This is a genomic window from Streptomyces sp. NPDC046379, assembly GCF_055587785.1.
Genome location: NZ_JBVJFP010000003.1, coordinates 188,173 through 209,471 on the forward strand (window position 1 = coordinate 188,173; position 21,299 = coordinate 209,471).

At 74.4% G+C, this 21,299-nt stretch carries 17 protein-coding genes; 12 read left to right on the forward strand and 5 right to left on the reverse strand.

Features of this window, described 5'->3' with window-relative positions:
• Positions 1 to 72 precede the first annotated feature (72 nt).
• Entirely contained in the window at positions 73 to 1,428 is a 1,356-nt protein-coding gene (locus ACZ6KF_RS07775; RefSeq protein WP_469237705.1) for an SWIM zinc finger family protein, read from the reverse strand.
• A gap of 145 nt (positions 1,429 to 1,573) precedes the next feature.
• Here ACZ6KF_RS07775 and ACZ6KF_RS07780 point away from each other — a divergent pair, with 145 nt between their 5' ends.
• The 4 genes from ACZ6KF_RS07780 to ACZ6KF_RS07795 all read left to right on the forward strand — a co-directional run bounded on the left by ACZ6KF_RS07780 (position 1,574) and on the right by ACZ6KF_RS07795 (position 6,929).
• Positions 1,574 to 2,716, forward strand: a complete 1,143-nt coding sequence (locus tag ACZ6KF_RS07780; RefSeq protein ID WP_356627419.1) for an ATP-binding protein — start codon at positions 1,574 to 1,576, stop codon at positions 2,714 to 2,716.
• Positions 2,717 to 2,848: 132 nt separating this feature from the next.
• On the forward strand, positions 2,849 to 5,383 hold the full coding sequence (locus ACZ6KF_RS07785; protein ID WP_469237707.1) for a DUF5682 family protein: 2,535 nt from the start codon (positions 2,849 to 2,851) through the stop codon (positions 5,381 to 5,383).
• Positions 5,384 to 5,508: 125 nt separating this feature from the next.
• Positions 5,509 to 6,672, forward strand: coding sequence for a VWA domain-containing protein (locus tag ACZ6KF_RS07790; protein WP_469237709.1), 1,164 nt, complete (start codon positions 5,509 to 5,511; stop codon positions 6,670 to 6,672).
• Positions 6,673 to 6,734: 62 nt separating this feature from the next.
• Positions 6,735 to 6,929, forward strand: a complete 195-nt coding sequence (locus ACZ6KF_RS07795; RefSeq protein ID WP_469157497.1) for a hypothetical protein — start codon at positions 6,735 to 6,737, stop codon at positions 6,927 to 6,929.
• Between the two features lie 684 nt (positions 6,930 to 7,613).
• On the opposite strand, the gene ACZ6KF_RS07800 is transcribed toward ACZ6KF_RS07795, so the two are convergent.
• Positions 7,614 to 7,769 (reverse strand): hypothetical protein, encoded by a 156-nt coding sequence (locus ACZ6KF_RS07800; protein WP_469237712.1) that lies wholly within the window; start codon positions 7,767 to 7,769, stop codon positions 7,614 to 7,616.
• A gap of 602 nt (positions 7,770 to 8,371) precedes the next feature.
• Between ACZ6KF_RS07800 and sucC the strand changes: the two genes are divergently transcribed.
• Both sucC and sucD read left to right on the forward strand, forming a co-directional pair.
• Positions 8,372 to 9,553, forward strand: a complete 1,182-nt coding sequence (gene sucC / locus ACZ6KF_RS07805) for an ADP-forming succinate--CoA ligase subunit beta (protein WP_356627413.1) — start codon at positions 8,372 to 8,374, stop codon at positions 9,551 to 9,553.
• Positions 9,554 to 9,581: 28 nt separating this feature from the next.
• Positions 9,582 to 10,466: a succinate--CoA ligase subunit alpha gene (gene sucD / locus ACZ6KF_RS07810; protein WP_356627412.1), complete on the forward strand. Its 885-nt coding sequence runs from the start codon at positions 9,582 to 9,584 to the stop codon at positions 10,464 to 10,466.
• 179 nt (positions 10,467 to 10,645) lie between these two features.
• Here sucD and ACZ6KF_RS07815 read toward each other — a convergent pair whose 3' ends face one another.
• Positions 10,646 to 11,923: a sigma factor-like helix-turn-helix DNA-binding protein gene (locus tag ACZ6KF_RS07815; protein ID WP_469237713.1), complete on the reverse strand. Its 1,278-nt coding sequence runs from the start codon at positions 11,921 to 11,923 to the stop codon at positions 10,646 to 10,648.
• Positions 11,924 to 12,037: 114 nt separating this feature from the next.
• On the opposite strand from ACZ6KF_RS07815, the gene ACZ6KF_RS07820 reads away from it, so the two are divergent.
• A complete protein-coding gene (locus tag ACZ6KF_RS07820) occupies positions 12,038 to 13,663 on the forward strand; it encodes a cell division protein PerM (protein ID WP_469237878.1) in 1,626 nt (541 codons plus the stop codon).
• An 82-nt stretch (positions 13,664 to 13,745) separates the two neighbouring features.
• On the opposite strand, the gene ACZ6KF_RS07825 is transcribed toward ACZ6KF_RS07820, so the two are convergent.
• A complete protein-coding gene (locus ACZ6KF_RS07825; protein WP_469237715.1) occupies positions 13,746 to 14,546 on the reverse strand; it encodes a hypothetical protein in 801 nt (266 codons plus the stop codon).
• Between the two features lie 266 nt (positions 14,547 to 14,812).
• Between ACZ6KF_RS07825 and purN the strand changes: the two genes are divergently transcribed.
• Together purN and purH are read left to right on the forward strand one after the other, a co-directional pair.
• Positions 14,813 to 15,442 carry a phosphoribosylglycinamide formyltransferase gene (gene purN, locus ACZ6KF_RS07830; RefSeq protein ID WP_356627408.1) on the forward strand — a complete coding sequence of 210 codons (630 nt, stop codon included), beginning with the start codon at positions 14,813 to 14,815 and terminating at the stop codon, positions 15,440 to 15,442.
• The gene (purH, locus tag ACZ6KF_RS07835) at positions 15,439 to 17,004 is read left to right on the forward strand and encodes a bifunctional phosphoribosylaminoimidazolecarboxamide formyltransferase/IMP cyclohydrolase (RefSeq protein ID WP_356627407.1); all 1,566 of its coding nucleotides are present in this window, start codon (positions 15,439 to 15,441) and stop codon (positions 17,002 to 17,004) included. The genes purN and purH overlap by 4 nt, the downstream gene beginning before the upstream one ends.
• 138 nt (positions 17,005 to 17,142) lie before the next feature.
• On the opposite strand, the gene ACZ6KF_RS07840 is transcribed toward purH, so the two are convergent.
• Positions 17,143 to 17,847 (reverse strand): RDD family protein, encoded by a 705-nt coding sequence (locus tag ACZ6KF_RS07840; protein WP_356627406.1) that lies wholly within the window; start codon positions 17,845 to 17,847, stop codon positions 17,143 to 17,145.
• A 257-nt stretch (positions 17,848 to 18,104) separates the two neighbouring features.
• Here ACZ6KF_RS07840 and ACZ6KF_RS07845 point away from each other — a divergent pair, with 257 nt between their 5' ends.
• The 3 genes from ACZ6KF_RS07845 to ACZ6KF_RS07855 all read left to right on the forward strand — a co-directional run bounded on the left by ACZ6KF_RS07845 (position 18,105) and on the right by ACZ6KF_RS07855 (position 21,189).
• A complete protein-coding gene (locus tag ACZ6KF_RS07845) occupies positions 18,105 to 18,959 on the forward strand; it encodes a bifunctional methylenetetrahydrofolate dehydrogenase/methenyltetrahydrofolate cyclohydrolase (RefSeq protein ID WP_356627405.1) in 855 nt (284 codons plus the stop codon).
• Positions 18,960 to 19,080: 121 nt separating this feature from the next.
• Positions 19,081 to 19,503 (forward strand): DUF3017 domain-containing protein, encoded by a 423-nt coding sequence (locus ACZ6KF_RS07850; RefSeq protein ID WP_469237880.1) that lies wholly within the window; start codon positions 19,081 to 19,083, stop codon positions 19,501 to 19,503.
• Positions 19,504 to 20,199: 696 nt separating this feature from the next.
• A complete protein-coding gene (locus tag ACZ6KF_RS07855) occupies positions 20,200 to 21,189 on the forward strand; it encodes a malate dehydrogenase (protein ID WP_469237717.1) in 990 nt (329 codons plus the stop codon).
• The last annotated feature ends 110 nt before the right edge of the window (positions 21,190 to 21,299 follow it).

Here is a 21,299-nt window from a genome sequence, read left to right on the forward strand (position 1 = left end):
GTCGTGTTCACGGCGTTCCCTTCGGGCCGTTCGGGGACGGGCGGGAGTCTCGGAGGGCGGCGGGCCGGGCGGTCAGCACAGCGCCACCACCTCTCCCGTGGCCGGCGACCAGGCCGTCAGCGGGGTGAAGCCCTGGTGGCCGCACTCGCCGAAGACCTTGACCGGCGCACCGCCCGAGAGGGCGACCAGACGCCACAGGCCGGGGCGGGCGCGGGCGGCGGGGGTGAGGGGGAGCGCCGCGTCCTCGTCGGCGTCCGCCAGCTGCCAGGACTCCCCGTCCGGGGTGGGGACGACCCGCTCCAGCGTCACCGGGACCGCCTCGAGCCACGGGTCGGCACGCAGCGCCTCGCCGTAGCGGGCCGCCGCGACCGTCGTCGTCACGCCCGGCGGCCGTATCACCGCCGGAGCGGCCGGTGCGAACTGCTCACCGAGCGCCGCGCGCGACCGGCCGGCGCCCGCATGGGCGGACACTTCCGCGTCCAGGGCCAGGCCCACCGGCAGCGCCAGCTCGGGGGCGCGGCCCGCCGCTCCGTAGGACAGAAGCAGCGCGGTGCGGCCCGACTCGGCGCCGTAGAGCCAGATGCGACGCGTCGTCAGCTTGCCGTCGGACGTGTCGTACTGGGCGAGGACCAGCCATCGGTCCCGCACCGGCGGGCCGTCCGCCGAGGTGGGCAGGCCGACGCGGGAACGGACCGTGGTGGCCAGGTCCTCCGGCAGCAGATCACGACGCAGCCAGCCCTGGTCGAGCAGGTGGAGCAGCGCGCACTCCTCCAGCAGCCGGACCGGCCAGCCCGGACCGGACGCCGCTATGGCCCCCAACTCCCGCACGCGGGCGGCCAGCCCGGGCGTCTGGGCGTCGACCATCCGGGCGGCGGTCTCCTCCCACAGGCCGTACCCGGCCTGCTCCGCCGCGGCCAGGCCGCCGCGCAGCAGGTCCGCCAGGCGCTGCTCCAGCTCGGTCGCGCCCGCGGTGATGCGCTCGGCCCGCCGCTCCGCCCGGCGCCGCGACGCCTCCGGATCGGCGGAACCGGCCGCGGCCCCCTCCGCTCCCCCCGTCCGCTTCTCAGCGGCCCGCTTGCGCCGGCCCGCCAGCCACTGCTCGGCCCAGTCCGGAGCCGAGCCCGCCGGCACCGCGCCGTCGCCGCCCGCCCAGAGCAGCAGCAGCCCCAGCGCGTGCTTGCACGGGAACTTCCGGCTCGGGCAACTGCACTTGTACGCCGGCCCCGCGGCGTCCGCGATGTCGACGACCGTCTGATACGGCTTGCTGCCGCTGCCCTTGCACAGCCCCCACACCGTCCCCTCGTCGGAACTGCCCGTCTCGGACCACGGTCCGGCCGTGCCGAGTTTGCTTCCCGCTTTGCGCGACGCGGTGTCAGGCGCCAGTGCCAGCACCTGGTCCGCGGTCCAGCGCACCCCCTGCTGAGTCATGTCCCCGAAGGTAGGACCTGCCACTGACAATCGGTCCCGCCAGCCGGGCCGCGAGCGCGTTTGCCCAGGTCGGAACGGATTGTCAGTGGCGTGGTGCACGGTGGACACCAGATCCGAACCGGCAGAGCTGGAGGGGGACTCAGCCATGTCTGTGTCCGTAGAACCGACGTCCGTCGACCCGAGCCAGAACGGCTCCGCGCCCGCGAACCAGGAAGCGCTGCGCCCGCACGCCGAGGACGCCTTCGCGGACGAACTCGCCGCGCTGGCCGCGCAGGACGACCGTCCGCGGCCGGCCCGCTGGAAGCTGTCACCGTGGGCGGTGGCGACCTATCTCCTCGGCGGCACCCTGCCCGACGGCACGGTCATCACGCCGAAGTACGTGGGGCCGCGCCGCATCGTGGAGGTCGCCGTCACCACCCTCGCCACCGACCGCGCCCTGCTCCTGCTCGGCGTGCCCGGCACCGCCAAGACCTGGGTGTCCGAGCACCTGGCGGCGGCCGTCAGCGGCGACTCGACACTGCTCGTCCAGGGCACCGCCGGCACACCGGAGGAGGCCATCCGCTACGGCTGGAACTACGCCCAGCTGCTCGCGCACGGCCCCAGCCGCGACGCCCTGGTGCCCAGCCCGGTGATGCGGGCGATGGCGGAGGGGATGACCGCCCGCGTCGAGGAGCTGACCCGCATCCCGGCCGATGTGCAGGACACGCTGATCACGATCCTGTCGGAGAAGACCCTGCCCATACCGGAACTGGGCCAGGAGGTGCAGGCGGTCCGCGGGTTCAACCTGATCGCGACGGCCAACGACCGCGACCGCGGGGTCAACGACCTGTCCAGCGCCCTGCGCCGCCGCTTCAACACCGTCGTCCTGCCGCTGCCGGACAGCGTCGAGGCGGAGGTCGACATCGTCTCGCGGCGCGTCGACCAGATCGGCCGTTCCCTCGACCTGCCGGCCGTGCCGGAGGGCGTGGAGGAGATCCGCCGGGTGGTCACCGTCTTCCGCGAGCTGCGCGACGGCGTCACGGCCGACGGCCGGACGAAGGTGAAGTCGCCCAGCGGCACGCTCTCGACGGCGGAGGCCATCTCCGTCGTGACCAACGGGCTTGCCCTGGCCGCCCACTTCGGCGACGGCGTGCTGCGGCCGAGCGACGTCGCCGCGGGCATCCTCGGCGCCGTCGTCCGCGATCCGGCGGCCGACCGGGTCGTGTGGCAGGAGTACCTGGAGGCGGTCGTCCGCGAGCGCGACGGCTGGAAGGACTTCTACCGGGCCTGCCGGGAGGTGAGCGCGTGAGCGGCTACGAGAGGAACCCGGCGGGGGGCCTCGCGCGGGACCTCGTGCACGGGGCGCCGGCCGCGGCCCGCACGGGAGAGGACGACGACCTGGGCTGGCCAGAGCCCAAGCCCAAGCCACAAGGGGGACGGTGTGGCAGGCACTGAGGTGACGGGGAACGGGCGGGCGCACGCCGGGCCGCTGCTGCTCGGCGTGCGGCACCACGGACCGGGATCGGCGCGGGCCGTGCGGGCGGCGCTCGACGCCGCCCGGCCCCGGGTCGTGCTGATCGAGGGACCGCCCGAGGCGGACCCGCTGATCCCGCTCGCGGCCGACGAGGACATGCGCCCGCCGGTCGCCCTGCTCGCCCATGCCGTGGACGAACCCGGCCGGTCGGCCTTCTGGCCGCTGGCCGAGTTCTCCCCGGAATGGGTGGCGATCCGCTGGGCCCTGGACCACGACGTGCCGGCCCGCTTCATCGACCTGCCGGCCACGCACACGCTGGCGTGGGTGAAGGCGGAGGAGGGCGAGCCGGACGGGTCCGGCGGATCCGACGGGGCGGGCGGATCCGACGGGGCGGACGGCTCCGCGGGGAGGACCGGCGAAGGGGACGCCGGAAGCGGGGAGCGCGGGGAGGCGGGCGCCGAGGACGCCGGGGCGCCGGATTCCGCCGTCCGGGTCGATCCGCTCGCGGTGCTCGCCGAGACCGCCGGGTACGACGACCCCGAGCGCTGGTGGGAGGACGTCGTCGAGCACCGGGGACGCGGGGAGCAGGACGCCTTCGCCCCGTTCGCGGCGCTCGAAGAGGCCATGGGGGCGCTGCGGGAGGAGTACGGCAGCGGGGGCCACGAACGGGACCTCGTACGGGAGGCGCACATGCGGCTCCAGGTGCGGGCGGCGCGGCGCGAGTTCGGGGACGACGGTGTGGCCGTGGTGTGCGGGGCGTGGCACGTGCCCGCGCTGCGGCAGCAGGTCACCGTCGCCGCCGACCGGGCCCTGCTGAAGGGCCTGCCCAAGGTCAGGGCCGACATGACCTGGGTGCCGTGGACCCACCGCAGGCTGTCCCGCGCGAGCGGATACGGGGCGGGGATCGATTCGCCCGGGTGGTACGCGCATCTGTTCGCCGCGCCCGACCGGCCGATCGTGCGATGGATGACCAAGGTGGCGGGCCTGCTCCGGGAGGAGGACCGCATCGTCTCCTCGGCGCACGTCATCGAGGCGGTGCGGCTGGCCGAGACGCTCGCCGCGATGCGGGGCCGCCCGCTGGCCGGGCTGAGCGAGACCACCGACGCCGTGCGGGCCGTCATGTGCGAGGGCGCGGACGTGCCGCTGGCGCTGGTGCACGACCGGCTGGTCGTCGGGGACGTGCTGGGGGAGGTGCCGGAGTCGGCGCCGGCCGTGCCGCTGCAGCGGGACCTCGCCCGGCTCCAGAAGCGGCTGCGGCTCAAGCCGGAGGCGCTGGAGCGGGAGCTGGAGCTGGACCTGCGCAAGGAGACCGACGCCGGACGCAGCAGACTGCTGCACCGGCTGCGGCTGCTCGGCATCGGCTGGGGCGAGCAGGCGCGGTCGCGGGGCAGCACGGGGACGTTCCGGGAGACCTGGCGGCTGCGCTGGGAGCCGGAGCTGTCCGTGCGGGTCGCGGAGGCCGGCGTGTGGGGGACGACCGTCCTGTCCGCCGCGACGGCGAAAGCGGAGGCCGACGCCGCCTCCGCGCCGGGCCTCGCCGACGTCACCGCCCTCGCCGAGCGCTGTCTGCTCGCGGAGCTGCCGGACGCCCTCCCGACGGTGATGCGGATCCTGGCGGACCGCGCGGCCCTCGACGCGGACGTGGGCCACCTCGCCCAGGCCCTGCCGGCGCTGGTCCGTTCACTGCGCTACGGCGATGTGCGCGGCACCGGCACCGCGGCGCTCGCGGAGGTCGCCGCGGGCCTCGCCGAGCGGGTCTTCGTCGGGCTGCCCCCGGCCTGCGCCGCGCTCGACGCGGACGCGGCGGAGGAGATGCGCCGCCATGTGGACGCGGTGCACGGGGCGGTCGGCCTGCTCGGCGACGACCCCGCACCGGGCCATGGCGACCTGCGGAGCCGCTGGCAGGGGGTGCTGCGGGTGCTGTCCGCGCGGGAGACCGTGCCCGGCGTCATCCGCGGACGCGCGGTGCGGCTGCTTCTGGACGACGGCGAGCTGGCCCGGGAGGAGGCGGCCCGGCTCATGGGCCTCGCGCTCTCCCCGGGCACGCCGCCCGGTGACGCGGCGGCCTGGATCGAGGGGTTCGTCGGCGGCGGGGGCGGCGGAATGCTGCTCGTGCACGACGAACGGCTGCTCGGGCTGGTGGACGACTGGCTGACCGGGGTGCCGGCCGACGCGTTCACGGACGTGCTGCCGCTGCTGCGGCGCACCTTCTCGGCCTACGAGCCGGGAGTGCGCAGAACGCTCGGCGAGCTGGTCCGGCGCGGGCCGGGCAAGGGCGCCGACGGCAGGGTCGCGGGGGCGGGGACACCCGGCTTCGCGGCCGATCTCGACGCGGAGCGCGCCGCCGCGGTGCTGCCGGTGGTGCGGCTGCTGCTCGGGCTGGACGCGCCGGGCGGGGACGGGGCGCCGGCCGTGCCGGTCGCGAGGGCCGTGCCGAGCGCGGGAGCGGCAGCGGGATCGACAAGGACGGCGGGGCCCGGGTTGGCGGGTGTGACGCAGTGAACGGGGGCGGGAGCGCGGTGGACGAGTCGGCTGCGAAAGGGGCGGTTGTGGCGGGGTCGGCTGCGGAAGCGGCGGTCGTGACGGGCTCGGTGCCGGGCGGCCGGGCGGCCGTGGAGGAGGCTGTGGTGACGAACGGGGGCGTGGCGGAGGCCGGTGAGCGGCTGCGGCGGTGGCGGCTGGTGCTCGGCGGGGACTCGGCCGACGGCACCGGGTGCGCGCTGAGCGGGCGGGACGCCGTGATGGACGGTGCCCTCGCCGCCCTCTACGGGAGAGCGGACAAAGGGCGTACGGGCAAGGACCGTTCGGCGGGACTCGGGGCCTCCGCGCCGTCCGTGGCGCGCTGGCTCGGGGACATCCGGACGTACTTCCCGTCCTCGGTGGTCCAGGTGATGCAGCGTGACGCCATCGACCGGCTGGGGCTGTCGGCCCTGCTGCTCGAGCCGGAGATGCTGGAGGCCGTGGAGGCGGACGTGCACCTCGTCGGCACGCTGCTGTCGCTGAACAAGGCGATGCCGGAGACCACCAAGGAAACGGCACGGGCCGTCGTGCGCAAGGTGGTCGAGGACCTCGAGAAGCGCCTCGCCACCCGCACCCGGGCCACGCTCACCGGCGCCCTCGACCGCAGCGCCCGCATCAACCGGCCCCGCCACCACGACATCGACTGGAACCGCACGATCGCGGCCAACCTCAAGCACTATCTGCCCGAGTACCGGACGATCGTGCCGGAGCGGCTCATCGGCTACGGGCGTGCCTCCCAGTCGGTGAAGAAGGAGGTCATCCTCTGCATCGACCAGTCGGGGTCGATGGCGGCGTCCGTGGTGTACGCGTCGGTGTTCGGGGCGGTGCTGGCGTCGATGCGGTCCATCAGCACGCGGCTCGTCGTCTTCGACACGGCGGTGGTCGACCTCACCGACCAGCTCGACGACCCGGTCGACGTCCTCTTCGGCACCCAGCTCGGCGGCGGCACGGACATCAACCGGGCGCTGGCGTACTGCCAGTCGCAGATCACCCGGCCCTCCGAGACGGTGGTCGTGCTCATCAGCGACCTCTACGAAGGGGGGATACGCAACGAGATGCTGAAGCGGGTGGCGGCGATGAAGGCGTCGGGGGTGCAGTTCGTGACGCTGCTCGCGCTGTCGGACGAGGGGGCGCCCGCCTACGACCGGGAGCACGCGGCGGCGCTCGCCGGGCTCGGCGCGCCGGCCTTCGCCTGCACGCCCGACCTCTTCCCGGAGGTGATGGCGGCGGCGATCGAGAAGCGGCCGCTGCCGATACCGGACACCGCGTGACGGGGGGCTGCGATGGAGAGGCACGGCATGCGGTGGCGGGCGCGGGGCGTACGGCAGCGGGCGTGCACGGGGACGTGCGGGGCGCGGTCGGCTCGGCGTCCGGGGCGGTGACGTCGGCGGCCGGTGGGGCCACGCCGCCGGCCGAGGAGACGGTCTCGGCCGCCGTGCCGCCGGTCGCCGCGTCGGCCCTGGCCGGCGTGGGACCTGTCGCCGACCGGGCCGTGACCGGCGTCGCTCCCGTGCCGGTCGCGCGGTGACCGGCGTGCGATCGGTGGCCGTCGGCGCGGCGTCCGGCGCGCGGCCCGTGGCCGTCGGCGCGGTGCACGGGGCCTTGCCGGTTGCCGTCGGCGCGGTGGCCGGCGCCGCACCGCCGCCCACGCGGTGGACGCCGCGAGCGGGTTGGCGTACGGCGTGGCCGCCGGCGTCCGGCCGGTCTTCGGCGGTGTCGCCCAGGACGTGCCGTCGGTCGCCGACGGCGTGGTCGGCGACGTCCGCCCGGTCGTGGGCGGCGTGGCCGCGGACGTACCGGCGTACACGGGCGGCGTCTGCGCCGACGTGCCGCCCTACGCCACCGGACTGGCCGGTCAGGTCACCGCCGACCCCACGGGCGCCGTACTGCCGCCGCGGGCGCACTCCGTCGTGGACGCCGTGACCGGGTTGGCGCACGGCGTGGCGGGCGACGTCCGTTCCTTCGCGGGTGGCTTCACGGACGCCGTACCGCCCCTCGCGCACGGCGTGACCGACCGGACCCGGGACTTCGCCGAGGGCGTCGCGACGGAGGTTCCGCCGTTCGCGTACGGCGTCACCGGAACCGTGCGGCCGGCCGTGGGCGGCGCCACGGGGGCCGTGCAGCCGGTGGCGGGCGGCATCACGGGGACCGTCCGGCCGCTCGTGGACGGCGTCCCGGGCAGCACGGAGACGCTGGCCCACGGCGTCTCCGCTCAGGCCGGCGGCTTCGCCGAGGGCGTCTCGGCTGAGGCGTCCCCCTTCGTCCACGGCGTCACCGGTGAGACGGCCACCCGTTCGCGCGCGGCGTCGCGGGCGGCGCCGGGACCCTCGTCGAGGGCGTCGCCGCGGACGCGGCCTCCGTCACCCACACCGTGTAGCCGACCGACCCACCCGGCCGATCACGGAGGATCACGGTGGATCCCGGCCGCCCCCGGTGGGCGGCAACCCACCCCACCCCACCCCATCCCTGTCGGCCTTCACCCCCACTCCCACCCCCACCCCCCACTCACCCCCGCAGCCCCCGCCCGGTCGGCCGAAAGCCGTCGGCTCGGCCGGGCGGAACCTGCGGCCGGGGTCCGGCGGCCCCATTGGGGTGGGAGCCGCCGGGGCCGGGCCCCGCACGGGAGCGCCCACGCGCTTCCCCGGGGTGGTGAGAGGGACCTCACCGGGCGTGCGCCAGCCCGGTGAGGTCCTGCCCCGGCCTGTGACAGGGCGGAGAACGGCCGATGTCGGAGTCCTCACCGCGGCACTGGGTGCCGGTGAGTCCGGCATCATGTGACAGGTATCACCGCTCAGGCGTGACCCGCGATTTAGAGACCCTCCGCAAGCGGCGATAACCTGCGAGACGGACATGCCGCGCGCTCGGACACCGTGTGCGCTTCCCTTGTGACACATGCGGTCGTCACGTTGCCCTTCGCGGCACGCCCACGCATCCAACGAACCGCGAGATCACTGATAGGGACGGAAGCGCGTGGACCTGTTCGAGTACCAGGCGAGGGACCTCTTCGCCAAGCACGATGTACCGGTGCTGGCCGGTGAAGTCATCGACACGCCTGAGGCGGCGCGCGAGATCACCGAGCGTCTGGGCGGCAAGTCCGTCGTCAAGGCGCAGGTGAAGGTCGGTGGTCGCGGCAAGGCGGGCGGCGTGAAGCTGGCCGCCACCCCGGACGAGGCCGTCGCCCGCGCGACGGACATCCTCGGGATGGACATCAAGGGCCACACGGTCCACAAGGTGATGATCGCCGAGACCGCCCCGGAGATCGTCGAGGAGTACTACGTCTCCTTCCTCCTCGACCGTGCCAACCGCACGTTCCTCTCCATCGCCTCGGTCGAGGGCGGCATGGACATCGAGGAGGTGGCGGCCACCCGTCCGGAGGCCGTCGCCAAGACGCCGGTGGACGCCATCGACGGCGTGACCCCCGAGAAGGCCCGCGAGATCGTCGAGGCCGCCAAGTTCCCGGCCGAGGTCGCCGACAAGGTCGCCGACGTGCTGGTGAAGCTGTGGGACGTCTTCATCAAGGAGGACGCCCTCCTGGTCGAGGTGAACCCGCTGGCCAAGGTCGCCTCCGGCGAGGTCATCGCCCTCGACGGCAAGGTGTCGCTGGACGACAACGCCGAGTTCCGTCACCCCGACTTCGAGGAGCTCCACGACAAGGCCGCGGCCAACCCGCTCGAGGCCGCCGCCAAGGAGAAGAACCTCAACTACGTCAAGCTCGACGGCGAGGTCGGCATCATCGGCAACGGCGCCGGTCTCGTGATGAGCACCCTGGACGTCGTCGCGTACGCCGGTGAGAAGCACGGCAACGTCAAGCCCGCCAACTTCCTGGACATCGGCGGCGGCGCCTCCGCCCAGGTGATGGCGAACGGCCTGGAGATCATCCTCGGCGACCCGGACGTCAAGTCCGTCTTCGTCAACGTCTTCGGCGGCATCACCGCCTGCGACGAGGTCGCCAACGGCATCGTCCAGGCGCTGAAGCTGCTGGAGGACCGCGGCGAAGAGGTCACCAAGCCGCTGGTCGTCCGTCTCGACGGCAACAACGCCGAGCTGGGCCGGCAGATCCTCACCGACGCCAACCACCCGCTGGTGCAGCGCGTCGACACCATGGACGGTGCGGCCGACAAGGCCGCCGAGCTCGCCGCAGCCGCCAAGTAAGCACCGAGGACGAGGACATCCACACACCATGTCTATCTGGCTCAACAAGGACAGCAAGGTCATCGTCCAGGGCATGACGGGCGCCACGGGCATGAAGCACACCAAGCTCATGCTCGGCGACGGCACCAACGTCGTGGGCGGCGTGAACCCGCGCAAGGCGGGGCAGACCGTGGACTTCGACGGCACCGAGGTACCGGTCTTCGGCACCGTCAAGGAGGCCATCGAGAAGACCGGCGCCAACGTCACCGTGATCTTCGTGCCGGAGAAGTTCACCAAGGACGCGGTCGTCGAGGCGATCGACGCCGAGATCCCGCTGGCCGTCGTGATCACCGAGGGCATCGCCGTGCACGACTCGGCCGCCTTCTGGGCGTACGCCGGCAAGAAGGGCAACAAGACCCGGATCATCGGCCCGAACTGCCCCGGCATCATCACGCCGGGCGGCTCGAACGTCGGCATCATCCCGGGCGACATCACCAAGCCGGGCCGCATCGGCCTGGTGTCGAAGTCCGGCACGCTGACGTACCAGATGATGTACGAGCTGCGGGACATCGGCTTCTCGACGGCCGTCGGCATCGGTGGCGACCCGATCATCGGCACCACGCACATCGACGCGCTCGCCGCGTTCGAGGCCGACCCCGACACCGACCTGATCGTCATGATCGGCGAGATCGGCGGCGACGCCGAGGAGCGGGCCGCGGACTTCATCGCGAAGAACGTGACCAAGCCGGTCGTCGGCTACGTCGCGGGCTTCACCGCCCCGGAGGGCAAGACCATGGGTCACGCCGGCGCCATCGTCTCCGGCTCGTCCGGCACCGCCCAGGCGAAGAAGGAGGCCCTCGAGGCCGCCGGCGTCAAGGTCGGCAAGACCCCGACCGAGACGGCCAAGCTGGCGCGCGAGATCCTCGCCGGCTGAACCGCCCCGCCGCCCGCCCCGCCGCCCGCACCGCCGGCAGCGTCCGCGTCGCGCGCACCCCGCGGTGACGCGCGTCAGGGCGAGCAGCGCCGGAAGGGCCCGCACCCGTCGCCGGGTGCGGGCCCTTCCGCGTCCCCTCCCCTCCGCGCGACGGATCGGCCCTCCTCCACGCGCCCGGCTCAGCGGGGGTCGGGCACCAGCCGCCCCGGCCCGTTCACGGCCTCCTCGCGCAGCTTGGCCCGCAGCGCCGCCTGCTCCTGCGACAGCGGGCCGGGCGCGGCGCGCGGTGGCACCCCGCGGACCGTCTCGCCGGGCGGCACCGGCGGCTCGTACCGCGTCGGAGCCGTCAGCAGCGTCAGCGCCGTCGCGCCGATCAGGGCGACGGTGAAGGCGATGGCGGCCCGCGTCCAGAACTGCGCCCTGCGCTCGCTGCCGCCGCGCACCGCGTACGGCTTGGGCGCCCGCAGCCGCTCCGTGGCGGCCAGCCCGGCCAGCCGCCGGTTCAGCTCGGCCGGGTCGGACAGGTCCGGCAGCCGGGCGGCGACCTCCTCGCGCGCGTGCAGCAGCCGGCTCGCCGCGGCGCGCGTGCTCGCCTCCGTCTCCGCCGCGGTCTCGGGCAGGCCCAGGCCGACGCCGTCGTGCAGCAGCAGCGTGCGGCGGTAGGAGGGCGGGAGGGTCAGCAGGACGTTCAGCAGCGCGCGGTCGGCCGGGTCGGCGGGCGGCGCCTCCGGATGCCGGTGGCGGGGGCGGAGCCGGTGCCAGGGGGAGAGGGCGTACTCGTAGGCCGCCGCCCGCACCCAGCCCGCAGGGTCCCGGTCGACGGCCACCTCCGGCCAGCGCTGCCAGGCCAGCTGGAAGGCCCGCTCCACGGACTCGCGGGCGAGTTCGCGCCGGCCGGTGAGCAGATAAGCCTGGCGGACGAGGGCGGGCGCGCAGAAGGCGTAGAGGGCGTCGAAGGCCTGGGCGGGCGTCTGCGGGGGCGGCCCGGCGAGGGGGACGGCGACGACCGGGAGGGGGCCGGTGTCGTCGTCGGCGGGGGCCGGTTCCGACGGCGTGTCCGGGCCCGGAGCCGGTTCCGGGTCCTGTTCGAGCTGTGTTTCGGGCTGTGGATCAAGCTGTGGTTCGGGCTGTGGTTCGGGCTGCGCGTCCGATGCGGCCACGGCCGTTTCCGCCCCGACGCCGGCGGTTTCGGACGACCGGTGACCCGGTGTCACCTCCGCCTCGGCGGAGGGAGCTTGCGCGGCAGCCGCCACATCCTCCGGCGGAGTGGTCAGCAGGGCCGCGTACGCCTCGCGTTTGCGGCCCCGCGGAGTCGTACGGCCGGACTCCCACGCCCGCACCGTCTCGCGGGGCACGCCGAGGCGCTGCGCGAGCTGAGCCTGCGTCAGTCCGCTTCGCTCGCGCAGACGTCGGCGCTCCTTGGGAGGGGGGAGCGGGGTCGCGGGGCTCTGCTTCACCGGGCACCCTTTCGTACGAAAATGCGCATAAACATATATTGAGCGACACATCGGAGGTTCGCCCGTTACACCGGAAAAGCGCGTGTCGTTGGGACCATGGCCGTCGTGACCCTGATGACCCCCCGCCGTTCACCGTTGTCGCTCCTGCTCGGCCGGCTGCGCGCCAGGCTGCGCGGCCGCTCGCCCGGGGTGGCCGCCGGCCTCCTGGGCGGGGCGGTCGCCGCAGGGCTGGGGCTCGGCTCGTTCGCGGTGCTGGTGATCGTGCTGTGGATCAGCTCGCCCTACCCGGACAGCGGGCCCGGGGGAGCGCTGCACGTCGCCGCCGCGCTGTGGCTGGCGGCGCACGGCGTCGAACTCGTCCGCGCCGACACCCTCTCCGGCGTGCCCGCCCCCGTGGGCGTCGCCCCGCTGCTGCTGCTCGCGCTGCCGGTGTGGCTGCTGCACCGGGCGGGACGGGACGCCGTGGACGGGCTGGACGGGCGGACCGTGGTGAGCGCGCGCACGGCGTGGGCGGGAGTGGTGCTGGGCTACCTCACGGTCGGCGCCGCCGCCGCGGGGTACGCGGCGGGCGGGTTCCTGCGGCCGTCCTGGCCCTGGACGTGCCTGTGCCTGCCGCTGGCCGCCGCGGTGGCCGGGGGCGTGGGGGTCTGGACGGCGTACGGCCGCCCCCGCGAGCCCGTGGACGGTGTGGTGGCGCTGCTGCCGGGCGTGGTGCGGCGGCTGCTGCGCGGCGCGGCCGGGCGGGCGCGGCTGGACTGCGCGGTACGGGCGGCGGGCGCCGGGGCCGCGGTGCACGTCGGGGGCGGGGCGGTGCTGGTGGCGTCGTCACTCGTGTGGCACGGCGAGGCGGTGCGCGATGCCTTCGGGCAGCTGGCGCAGGGGTGGTCGGGGCGGTTCGCGGTGCTGCTGCTGTGCGTGGCGCTGGTGCCGAACGCGGCGGTATGGGCCGCGGCGTACGCGCTGGGGCCGGGGTTCGCGCTCGGCGCGGGACACGTGGTGGCGCCGGGGGCGTCCGATCCGGCGTCGCTGCTGCCGCCGTTCCCGTTGCTGGCGGCGGTGCCGCAGGAAGGGCCCGGCGGGCCGCTGAACTGGGCGGCGGGCGTGGTGCCGGTGGCGGCCGGGGTGACGGTGGGGTGGTTCGTGGCGCGGGGCCGCGAGCGGTCGCCGGTGCGGACGGCGGGCGTGGCCGGGATGGCGGCGGTGCTGTGCGCGGCGGCGCTGGCGGTGCTGGCGGGGCTGGCGGGCGGGCCGCTCGGCAACGGGGCGCTGTCGCGGTTCGGCCCGGTGTGGTGGCAGGTCGGTGCGGCGGCGCTGGTGTGGACGGTGGCGGCGGCGGTCCCCGTCGCAGTCACGGCACAGGTGCTGCGCGGCGGCCGGAACGCCGTGGCCGCGGGCCTCGGCCCCCGCCGCCCGCGCAGGAGGAAGACGCCCAGGACGCTGCCGACGCCGACGCCGCCGCCCCGCACCCCCCGGCCCCTGGCGGGCGACCGCTACGACCTGCTGCCCGCGGATCCGGTCCCGGGCCTCGCCCTGGACCTCGTGCCGAACTGCGCCCCGAGCCACTCGTCGAACCCCGTACCGGCCCCGCCGGCCCCATCAGCCCCACCCCCGGCCCCACCGGCCGCCAGTCCGCCGAAGCCGCCCACGTCCGCCGACGAACCGCCGCCGGCCGCCCCCGCACCCGCGCCACCGGCCGAACCGCCCGGGCCTTCGAATCCGCCCACGTCCGAGGAGGCCTGATGCCCGAGAGGTCCGATGCCCGAGACGCCCGATGCCCGAGGAGCCTGCCGGCACACCACCGCCGAGAACGGGAACCGGCCCGTCAGCCCTCCGTCGCCCCCATCATCTCCTTCAGGTACTCCGGCATGTCCTCCGGCAGGTGCTCCACGCAGGCCTCCCTGGCCTGGCCGGTGAGGGCGTCGCTCGTGCAGGTGTAGTAGTCGTCGTAGGCGAGCCGCAGCCCGAACGACGCGGCGACCACGGCGAGCGCCAGGGACGCCGTGACCAGGCCGGTCGTCGCGGCGGTCCGCTGCGGGCGGGCGGCCTGCGCAGCGGGGGCGGCCGGGGTGGCCGGGGCCGCGGGGGCGTCCGGGGCCGGCGTGCGGGGCTTGGTGCGCAGGGCGCTCACGCCCCAGTACAGCGCGAGCGCGCCGAGCAGCAGCGCCACGTACGACCAGCTGAAGAGGGCGAAGAAGAAGGCCCACATGCCGGACAGCAGCGCATAGCGCGCGCGGCGCTGCGCCGGGTCCTTCGGGTCCCAGCGCGGGCCGGGGGCCGGGCCGCCGCCCTGGCCGTCCGGGGCGCCGCCGGGGCGCTCGCCGAACCCGCCCGAGGAACGGCCGGGCTGCCGGTCGCTCCACTGGCTGCCCCACCGCGGTCGCCGGCCCTCGCCGTCACCGCCCTGGGAGTCGTCGCCCTCGGGGCGGCGCGGCTGCCAGGGGCGGTCCGGGGCGCCCTCGGGCGGCGGGGCGAACGGGTTGTCCTCCTGCCCCTCGCCGCCGCGCCGGCCGCCGGGCGCGTCGGGAGGCGAGGCGGGGCGCTCCCGCAGCAGCACGCCGCTGCGCTCCCTCCCCGGTGCGGTCAGCGGGGGGAACGTGAGGAGTCGCAGGCTCCGGTCCGGCATCAAGTGAGCGTCTTCCCCTAGTGAATACGACTGCGTACGGCTGATCTGGCGCGAGCCGTCACCCGGGGAACGCGCAGCACCACGGCAGCGTTCCCGAGCCGGCTCCTCCCAGACGCTACCTTCCGGCCACGCCCCCGTCCCGTGGGGGCCGCCGGGTGTGCCGGTATCGTTGCTGACGGTCGGCCGCTTCGTAGGCTTCCCCGTATCCGGGGGCGCGAAGCGTTCGTACGACCATACAAAACGCTTCCCCGAGAAAGGGCCCCACCGTGGCCGCCAAGCCCGTGGCCAAGCGCCTCGTCGTCCTGGTCTCCGGATCCGGTACGAACCTCCAGGCGCTGCTCGACGAGATCGCCGCCACCGGCCCCGAGGCGTACGGCGCCGAGGTCGTGGCCGTCGGAGCCGACCGCGAGGGCATCGAGGGGCTCGCGCGGGCCGAGCGGGCGGGGCTGCCCACCTTCGTGGTGCGGGTGAAGGACCACGGGACGCGCGAGGAGTGGGACGCGGCGCTCGCCGAGGCGGTCGCCGCCCACGAGCCGGACCTCGTCGTCTCCGCGGGGTTCATGAAGATCGTGGGCAAGGAGTTCCTCGCCCGGTTCGGCGGGCGGTTCGTCAACACCCACCCCGCGCTGCTGCCCAGTTTCCCCGGCGCCCACGGCGTCCGCGACGCGCTCGCGTACGGCGCCAAGGTCACCGGCTGCACCGTCCACTTCGTCGACGACGGCGTCGACACCGGGCCGATCATCGCGCAGGGCGTGGTGGAGGTCCGGGACGAGGACGACGAGAGCGCTCTGCACGAGCGCATCAAGGAAGTCGAGCGAAGGCTGCTCGTCGAGGTCGTGGGGCTGCTGGCCCGCAACGGCTATCGCATTGAGGGACGAAAGGTAGTTATCCAGTGACCGCCGAGAGCAACAAGCGGGCCATTCGACGGGCGCTCGTCAGCGTCTACGACAAGACCGGCCTGGAAGAGCTGGCCCGCGGCCTGCACGAGGCGGGCGTGGCCCTCGTCTCCACCGGGTCCACCGCCTCTCGCATCGCCGACGCCGGCGTCCCCGTCACCAAGGTCGAGGAGCTGACCGGCTTCCCCGAGTGCCTGGACGGCCGGGTCAAGACCCTGCACCCCCGGGTGCACGCGGGCATCCTCGCCGACCTGCGCCTGGAGGACCACCAGCGGCAGCTCGCCGAGCTGGGCGTGGAGCCGTTCGACCTCGTCGTCGTGAACCTCTACCCGTTCCGCGAGACCGTGGCCTCCGGCGCCACGCCCGACGAGTGCGTCGAGCAGATCGACATCGGCGGCCCCTCCATGGTGCGCGCCGCCGCCAAGAACCACCCCTCCGTCGCCGTCGTCACCAGCCCCGCCCGCTACGGCGACGTGCTGGCCGCGGTGCGGGACGGCGGCTTCGACCTCGCCACCCGCAAGCGGCTCGCCGCCGAGGCCTTCCAGCACACCGCCGCCTACGACGTGGCCGTGGCCTCCTGGTTCGCCTCCGCCTACGCCCCCGTGGACGACTCGCAGTTCCCCGACTTCCTGGGCGCCACCTGGGAGCGCAAGAACACCCTGCGCTACGGCGAGAACCCGCACCAGCCCGCCGCCCTCTACGTCTCCGGCACGGGAGGCGGCCTCGCCGAGGCCGAGCAGCTGCACGGCAAGGAGATGTCGTACAACAACTACACCGACACGGACGCCGCCCGCCGTGCCGCGTACGACCACGACGAGCCCTGCGTCGCGATCATCAAGCACGCCAACCCGTGCGGCATCGCGATCGGCGCCGACGTCGCCGAGGCGCACCGCAAGGCGCACGCCTGCGACCCACTGTCCGCGTTCGGCGGCGTGATCGCCGTGAACCGGCCGGTCAGCAAGGAGATGGCGGAGCAGGTCGCCGAGATCTTCACCGAGGTCATCGTCGCGCCCGACTACGAGGACGGCGCGCTGGAGGCCCTCGCCAAGAAGAAGAACATCCGCGTGCTGCGCTGCCCCGACGCACCCTCCGCCCCCGTCGAGGTCAAGCCCGTCGACGGCGGCGCGCTGCTGCAGGTCACCGACCGCCTCCAGGCCGACGGCGACGACCCGGCCAACTGGACCCTCGCGACCGGCGAGCCGCTCGGGCCCGAGGAACTGCGCGAGCTGGCCTTCGCCTGGAAGGCCTGCCGGGCCGTGAAGTCCAACGCCATCCTCCTCGCCAAGGACGGCGCCTCGGTCGGCGTCGGCATGGGCCAGGTCAACCGGGTCGACTCCGCGAAGCTGGCGGTCGAGCGGGCCGGCGCCGAGCGCGCCCAGGGCTCGTACGCGGCCTCCGACGCGTTCTTCCCCTTCCCGGACGGGCTGGAGATCCTCACCGCGGCCGGCGTGAAGGCCGTGGCGCAGCCGGGCGGTTCGGTGCGCGACGAGCTGGTCGTGGAGGCGGCGAAGAAGGCGGGCGTGACGATGTACTTCACGGGGACGCGGCACTTCTTCCACTGACGATCCCCACGTCGTCCGAGCGCTCCGTCCCCTCCGGTCCGGCGGGGGCGGGAACGCAGGCGGGCCGTGTCCCCCCGGTCCTACGGGGTGGGACACGGCCCGCGCGGCCGATGAGGGCGGACCCTGTGCTGCGGCCGGTCAGTTCTGGACGACCATCGTGCTCGCGGCCTTGTCGTGCCACCCCTGCTGGCGGCCCGACTTGTCCCAGAACGGCGACAGGTACACCAGGAGCTGGCCGATGCCGCAGGCGAAGCTGCCGACGATCGGGATGATCCAGCGGATGAACGACGAGCCCAGGCCGGGCTTCTGGCCGGTGTCGACCTTCACCACGCGGATGCCGACGGCGAGCTTGCCGAGGGTGGCGCCGACCAGACCGGTCATCAGCCACTCGTAGAGCAGACCCACGACCGCCATCACGCCGATCGCGGCGAACATGCCGGCCGCGATGCCGGAACCGGCGTCCTCCATGCAGCTGTTGTAGTCGGCGGCGCTCGGGTCGCACTCCTCGGCGGCGCCGATCGTGCCCGCCACCCCGGCGAAGCCGAGGATGAGGTAGATGACGAAGAAGGCGACGCTGTCGATCAGACGGGCGCCGAAGCGGCGGCCCATCGACGCGACGCGCGGTCCGGCCGGGTCGCCGGGGTAGCCGCCGGGGGTCTGCGGGTAGGCGGGCTGGCCCTGCGGGTAGCCGTAGGCGTCCTGCGACGGGATGCCCGGGGCCTGCGGGTAGCCGTAACCGGGCTGCTGGGGCTGGCCGTACGGCTGCTGGGGCTGCTGGGGCTGACCGTAGGGCCCCGGGTTCTGCGGCTGTCCGTACGGATTGTTGGGCGAGCCGAAACTCATGACCGATTCTCCTCCGGTGCAAAGGCGGGGACGACGCGGAATTGCGCGGAGGAACGTCACGAGCTGTGCGGTATGCCCCCCGAACATGAGCCGCGGTACTGCGCGGCCATCGTTCTTCAGCGGACTCGCGCTTGTCCAGTCGGGCCGGCGGGGTGTTGTGCAAGTGCAACCTGGCTGATCATGGGCGCGGCGGGCCCGGCACCCGGATCGCGACCCGGATTGGAACCCGGACCGGGTCATCCGGGAGGATGGGGGGCATGACCGCCCAGATTCTCGATGGCAAGGCCACCGCAGCCGCGATCAAGTCCGATCTGACCGCCCGCGTGGCGGCGCTGAAGGAGAAGGGCGTCACGCCCGGCCTCGGCACCATCCTCGTCGGGGACGACCCCGGCAGCCAGAAGTACGTCGCGGGCAAGCACCGCGACTGCGCCCAGGTGGGCATCGCCTCCATCCAGCGCGAACTGCCCGCCACCGCCACGCAGGACGAGATCGAGGCGGTCGTCCGCGAGCTGAACGAGGACCCGGCCTGCACCGGTTACATCGTCCAGCTGCCGCTGCCCAAGGGCATCGACGAGAACCGGATCCTGGAGCTCATGGACCCGGACAAGGACGCCGACGGCCTGCACCCGATGAACCTCGGCCGGCTGGTGCTCAACGAGCCCGCGCCCCTGCCCTGCACCCCCAACGGCGTGCTCACCCTGCTGCGCCGCTACGGCGTCGAGATCAAGGGTGCCGAGGTCGTGGTCGTCGGCCGCGGTGTGACCATCGGCCGTCCGATGCCGCTGCTGCTGACCCGGCGCAGCGAGAACGCCACGGTGACCCAGTGCCACACCGGCACCCGGGACCTGTCGGCCCATCTGCGGCGGGCGGACATCATCGTCGCCGCCGCCGGTTCCGCGCACCTGATCCGCCCCGAGGACGTCAAGCCGGGCGCGGCCGTCCTCGACGTCGGCGTCTCGCGCGGCGCCGACGGCAAGATCGTGGGCGACGTCCACCCCGGCGTCGCCGAGGTCGCCGGCTGGATCTCCCCGAACCCCGGCGGCGTCGGCCCGATGACGCGGGCCCAGCTGCTCGTCAACGTCGTCGAGGCGGCTGAGCGCGGTGTCCGCTGACGAGAAGGACGACGGCCGGGGCCGGGCGGCCACCGATACGCACGGTGATGCGCCGACAAGGAGCGAGGCCCACGTCGAATCCGGCGCCGACGCCCCCGCCGAGCCGGTCGTCCGGGACGCGATCAGCGCGCCGGACTCCGAGGGGCGGCCCCGGCGGGTGACCCGGAGGTTCCCGCTGTTCACGCGGGACACCGCGCGCCCGGAAGGCGGCGGCCGGGCGGCCTCCGGCGACGCGCCCGCTCCGGCCCGCCAGTGGCCGATGCTCGCGGTGCTGGCCCTGGTCGGACTGGGCCTGCTGCTGACGGCGCTCGACCTGTTCCGGATCGGGACGATGCTGGTCGGCGTCGCGCTGCTGGCCGGCGCCGTACTGCGCTGGCTGCTGCCCGGCGTCGGCATGCTCGCGGTGCGCTCCCGCTTCACGGACATCGCCACGTACGGCGTCCTGGGCCTGGTGATCGTGCTGCTGGCGATGATGGTCCAGCCGGACCCCTGGCTGGAGATCCCGTTCCTCAAGGACACGCTGCACTTCACCGTGAGCACCTGACGGCACCGTGAGCACCTGACGGCCCGAAGGGCGACGGGCCGTCCCTATCCCCCGAAAGGGACGGACCGCCGCCGGGCTCCAAACTTCCGCACCTGACAGGACCAGTTCAACGCCTGTCCGTGCGCTGTGGCACGGAAGTGACCATTCCGCCAAGAAAATCGCAGGTGTGACACGCGGGACCGGCAGCGGGAACGGGAAACGGGCGTGAGGCCCGGGGACACGGCAGTCGGGAACGGGCAACAGGCATGACGCCCGGGAAGCTGGGCAGGCGGACAGTACCCCCACGGGAGTCCGGCGATCCGGTACCCCCTCGGCGGCCGCCCGGTTCTCCCCCTCCGAACGGGCGGCCGCCTTTTCCTGCCGTCACATGCGGGCCGTCACTTGCCGGCCGTCACTCGTGGGCCGTCACATGCGGGCCGGCGTCCGTGGACCGCGGGCCGGCCTCCGCAGCCTTCCCCGGTCGTGCAGGGCGCGTCCCCCGACATCCGCGGCCCCGGCCCCCGGCCCCCGCCCGCCGCCGTCGCCCACGCCCCGGCCGCCGTACGGGCGGCTGTGGGCCGGGCCACACGGACCCGGACGTCCCGCCTGCCGGATGCGCGATAGATTGACCGCTGATCTCTCTTGACGCCAAGAGATCGATCATCCGGACCCCCGGGGCAGGGACGCCCCACCGCCAGCTGTCATACGGAGAACGCCATGACCCGCACTCCCGTGAACGTCACCGTCACCGGCGCGGCCGGCCAGATCGGTTACGCCCTGCTCTTCCGCATCGCCTCCGGCCAGCTGCTCGGCGCGGACGTGCCGGTCAAGCTCCGCCTCCTCGAGATCACGCCGGCCCTGAAGGCCGCCGAGGGCACGGCCATGGAGCTGGACGACTGCGCGTTCCCGCTGCTCCAGGGCATCGAGATCAGCGACGACCCGAACGTGGCCTTCGACGGCGCCAACGTCGCCCTCCTCGTCGGCGCCCGCCCCCGCACCAAGGGCATGGAGCGCGGCGACCTCCTGGAGGCCAACGGCGGCATCTTCAAGCCGCAGGGCCAGGCCATCAACGCTCACGCCGCGGACGACATCCGCGTCCTGGTCGTCGGCAACCCGGCCAACACCAACGCCCTCATCGCGCAGGCCGCCGCCCCGGACGTCCCCGCGGAGCGCTTCACCGCGATGACCCGCCTGGACCACAACCGCGCGCTGACCCAGCTGTCGAAGAAGACGGGCACCCCGGTCTCCGAGATCAGGAAGCTCACGATCTGGGGCAACCACTCCGCCACCCAGTACCCGGACATCTTCCACGCCACGGTCGCCGGCAAGAACGCCGCCGAGGTCGTCAACGACGAGAGGTGGCTCGCCGACGACTTCATCCCGACCGTCGCCAAGCGCGGCGCCGCCATCATCGAGGCCCGTGGCGCCTCCTCGGCCGCCTCCGCCGCCAACGCCGCCGTCGACCACGTCTACTCCTGGGTCAACGGCACCCCCGAGGGCGACTGGGTCTCCATGGGCATCCCGTCGGACGGCTCCTACGGCGTCCCCGAGGGCCTCATCTCCTCCTTCCCGGTCACCTGCAAGGACGGCAAGTACGAGATCGTCCAGGGCCTGGAGATCAACGAGTTCTCCCGCGCCCGCATCGACGCGTCCGTGAAGGAGCTCGAGGAGGAGCGCGAGGCGGTCCGCGGCCTCGGCCTCATCTGAGTCCCGCGCACCTGGTTCGTCCCCGGCCCCCGGGCGGCCTCGGCCGCCCGGGGGCCGGCGCGCGCACGGCGTGCGGCGGACCCGTGGGCGGTCGTGAGCGCGGACCCGCG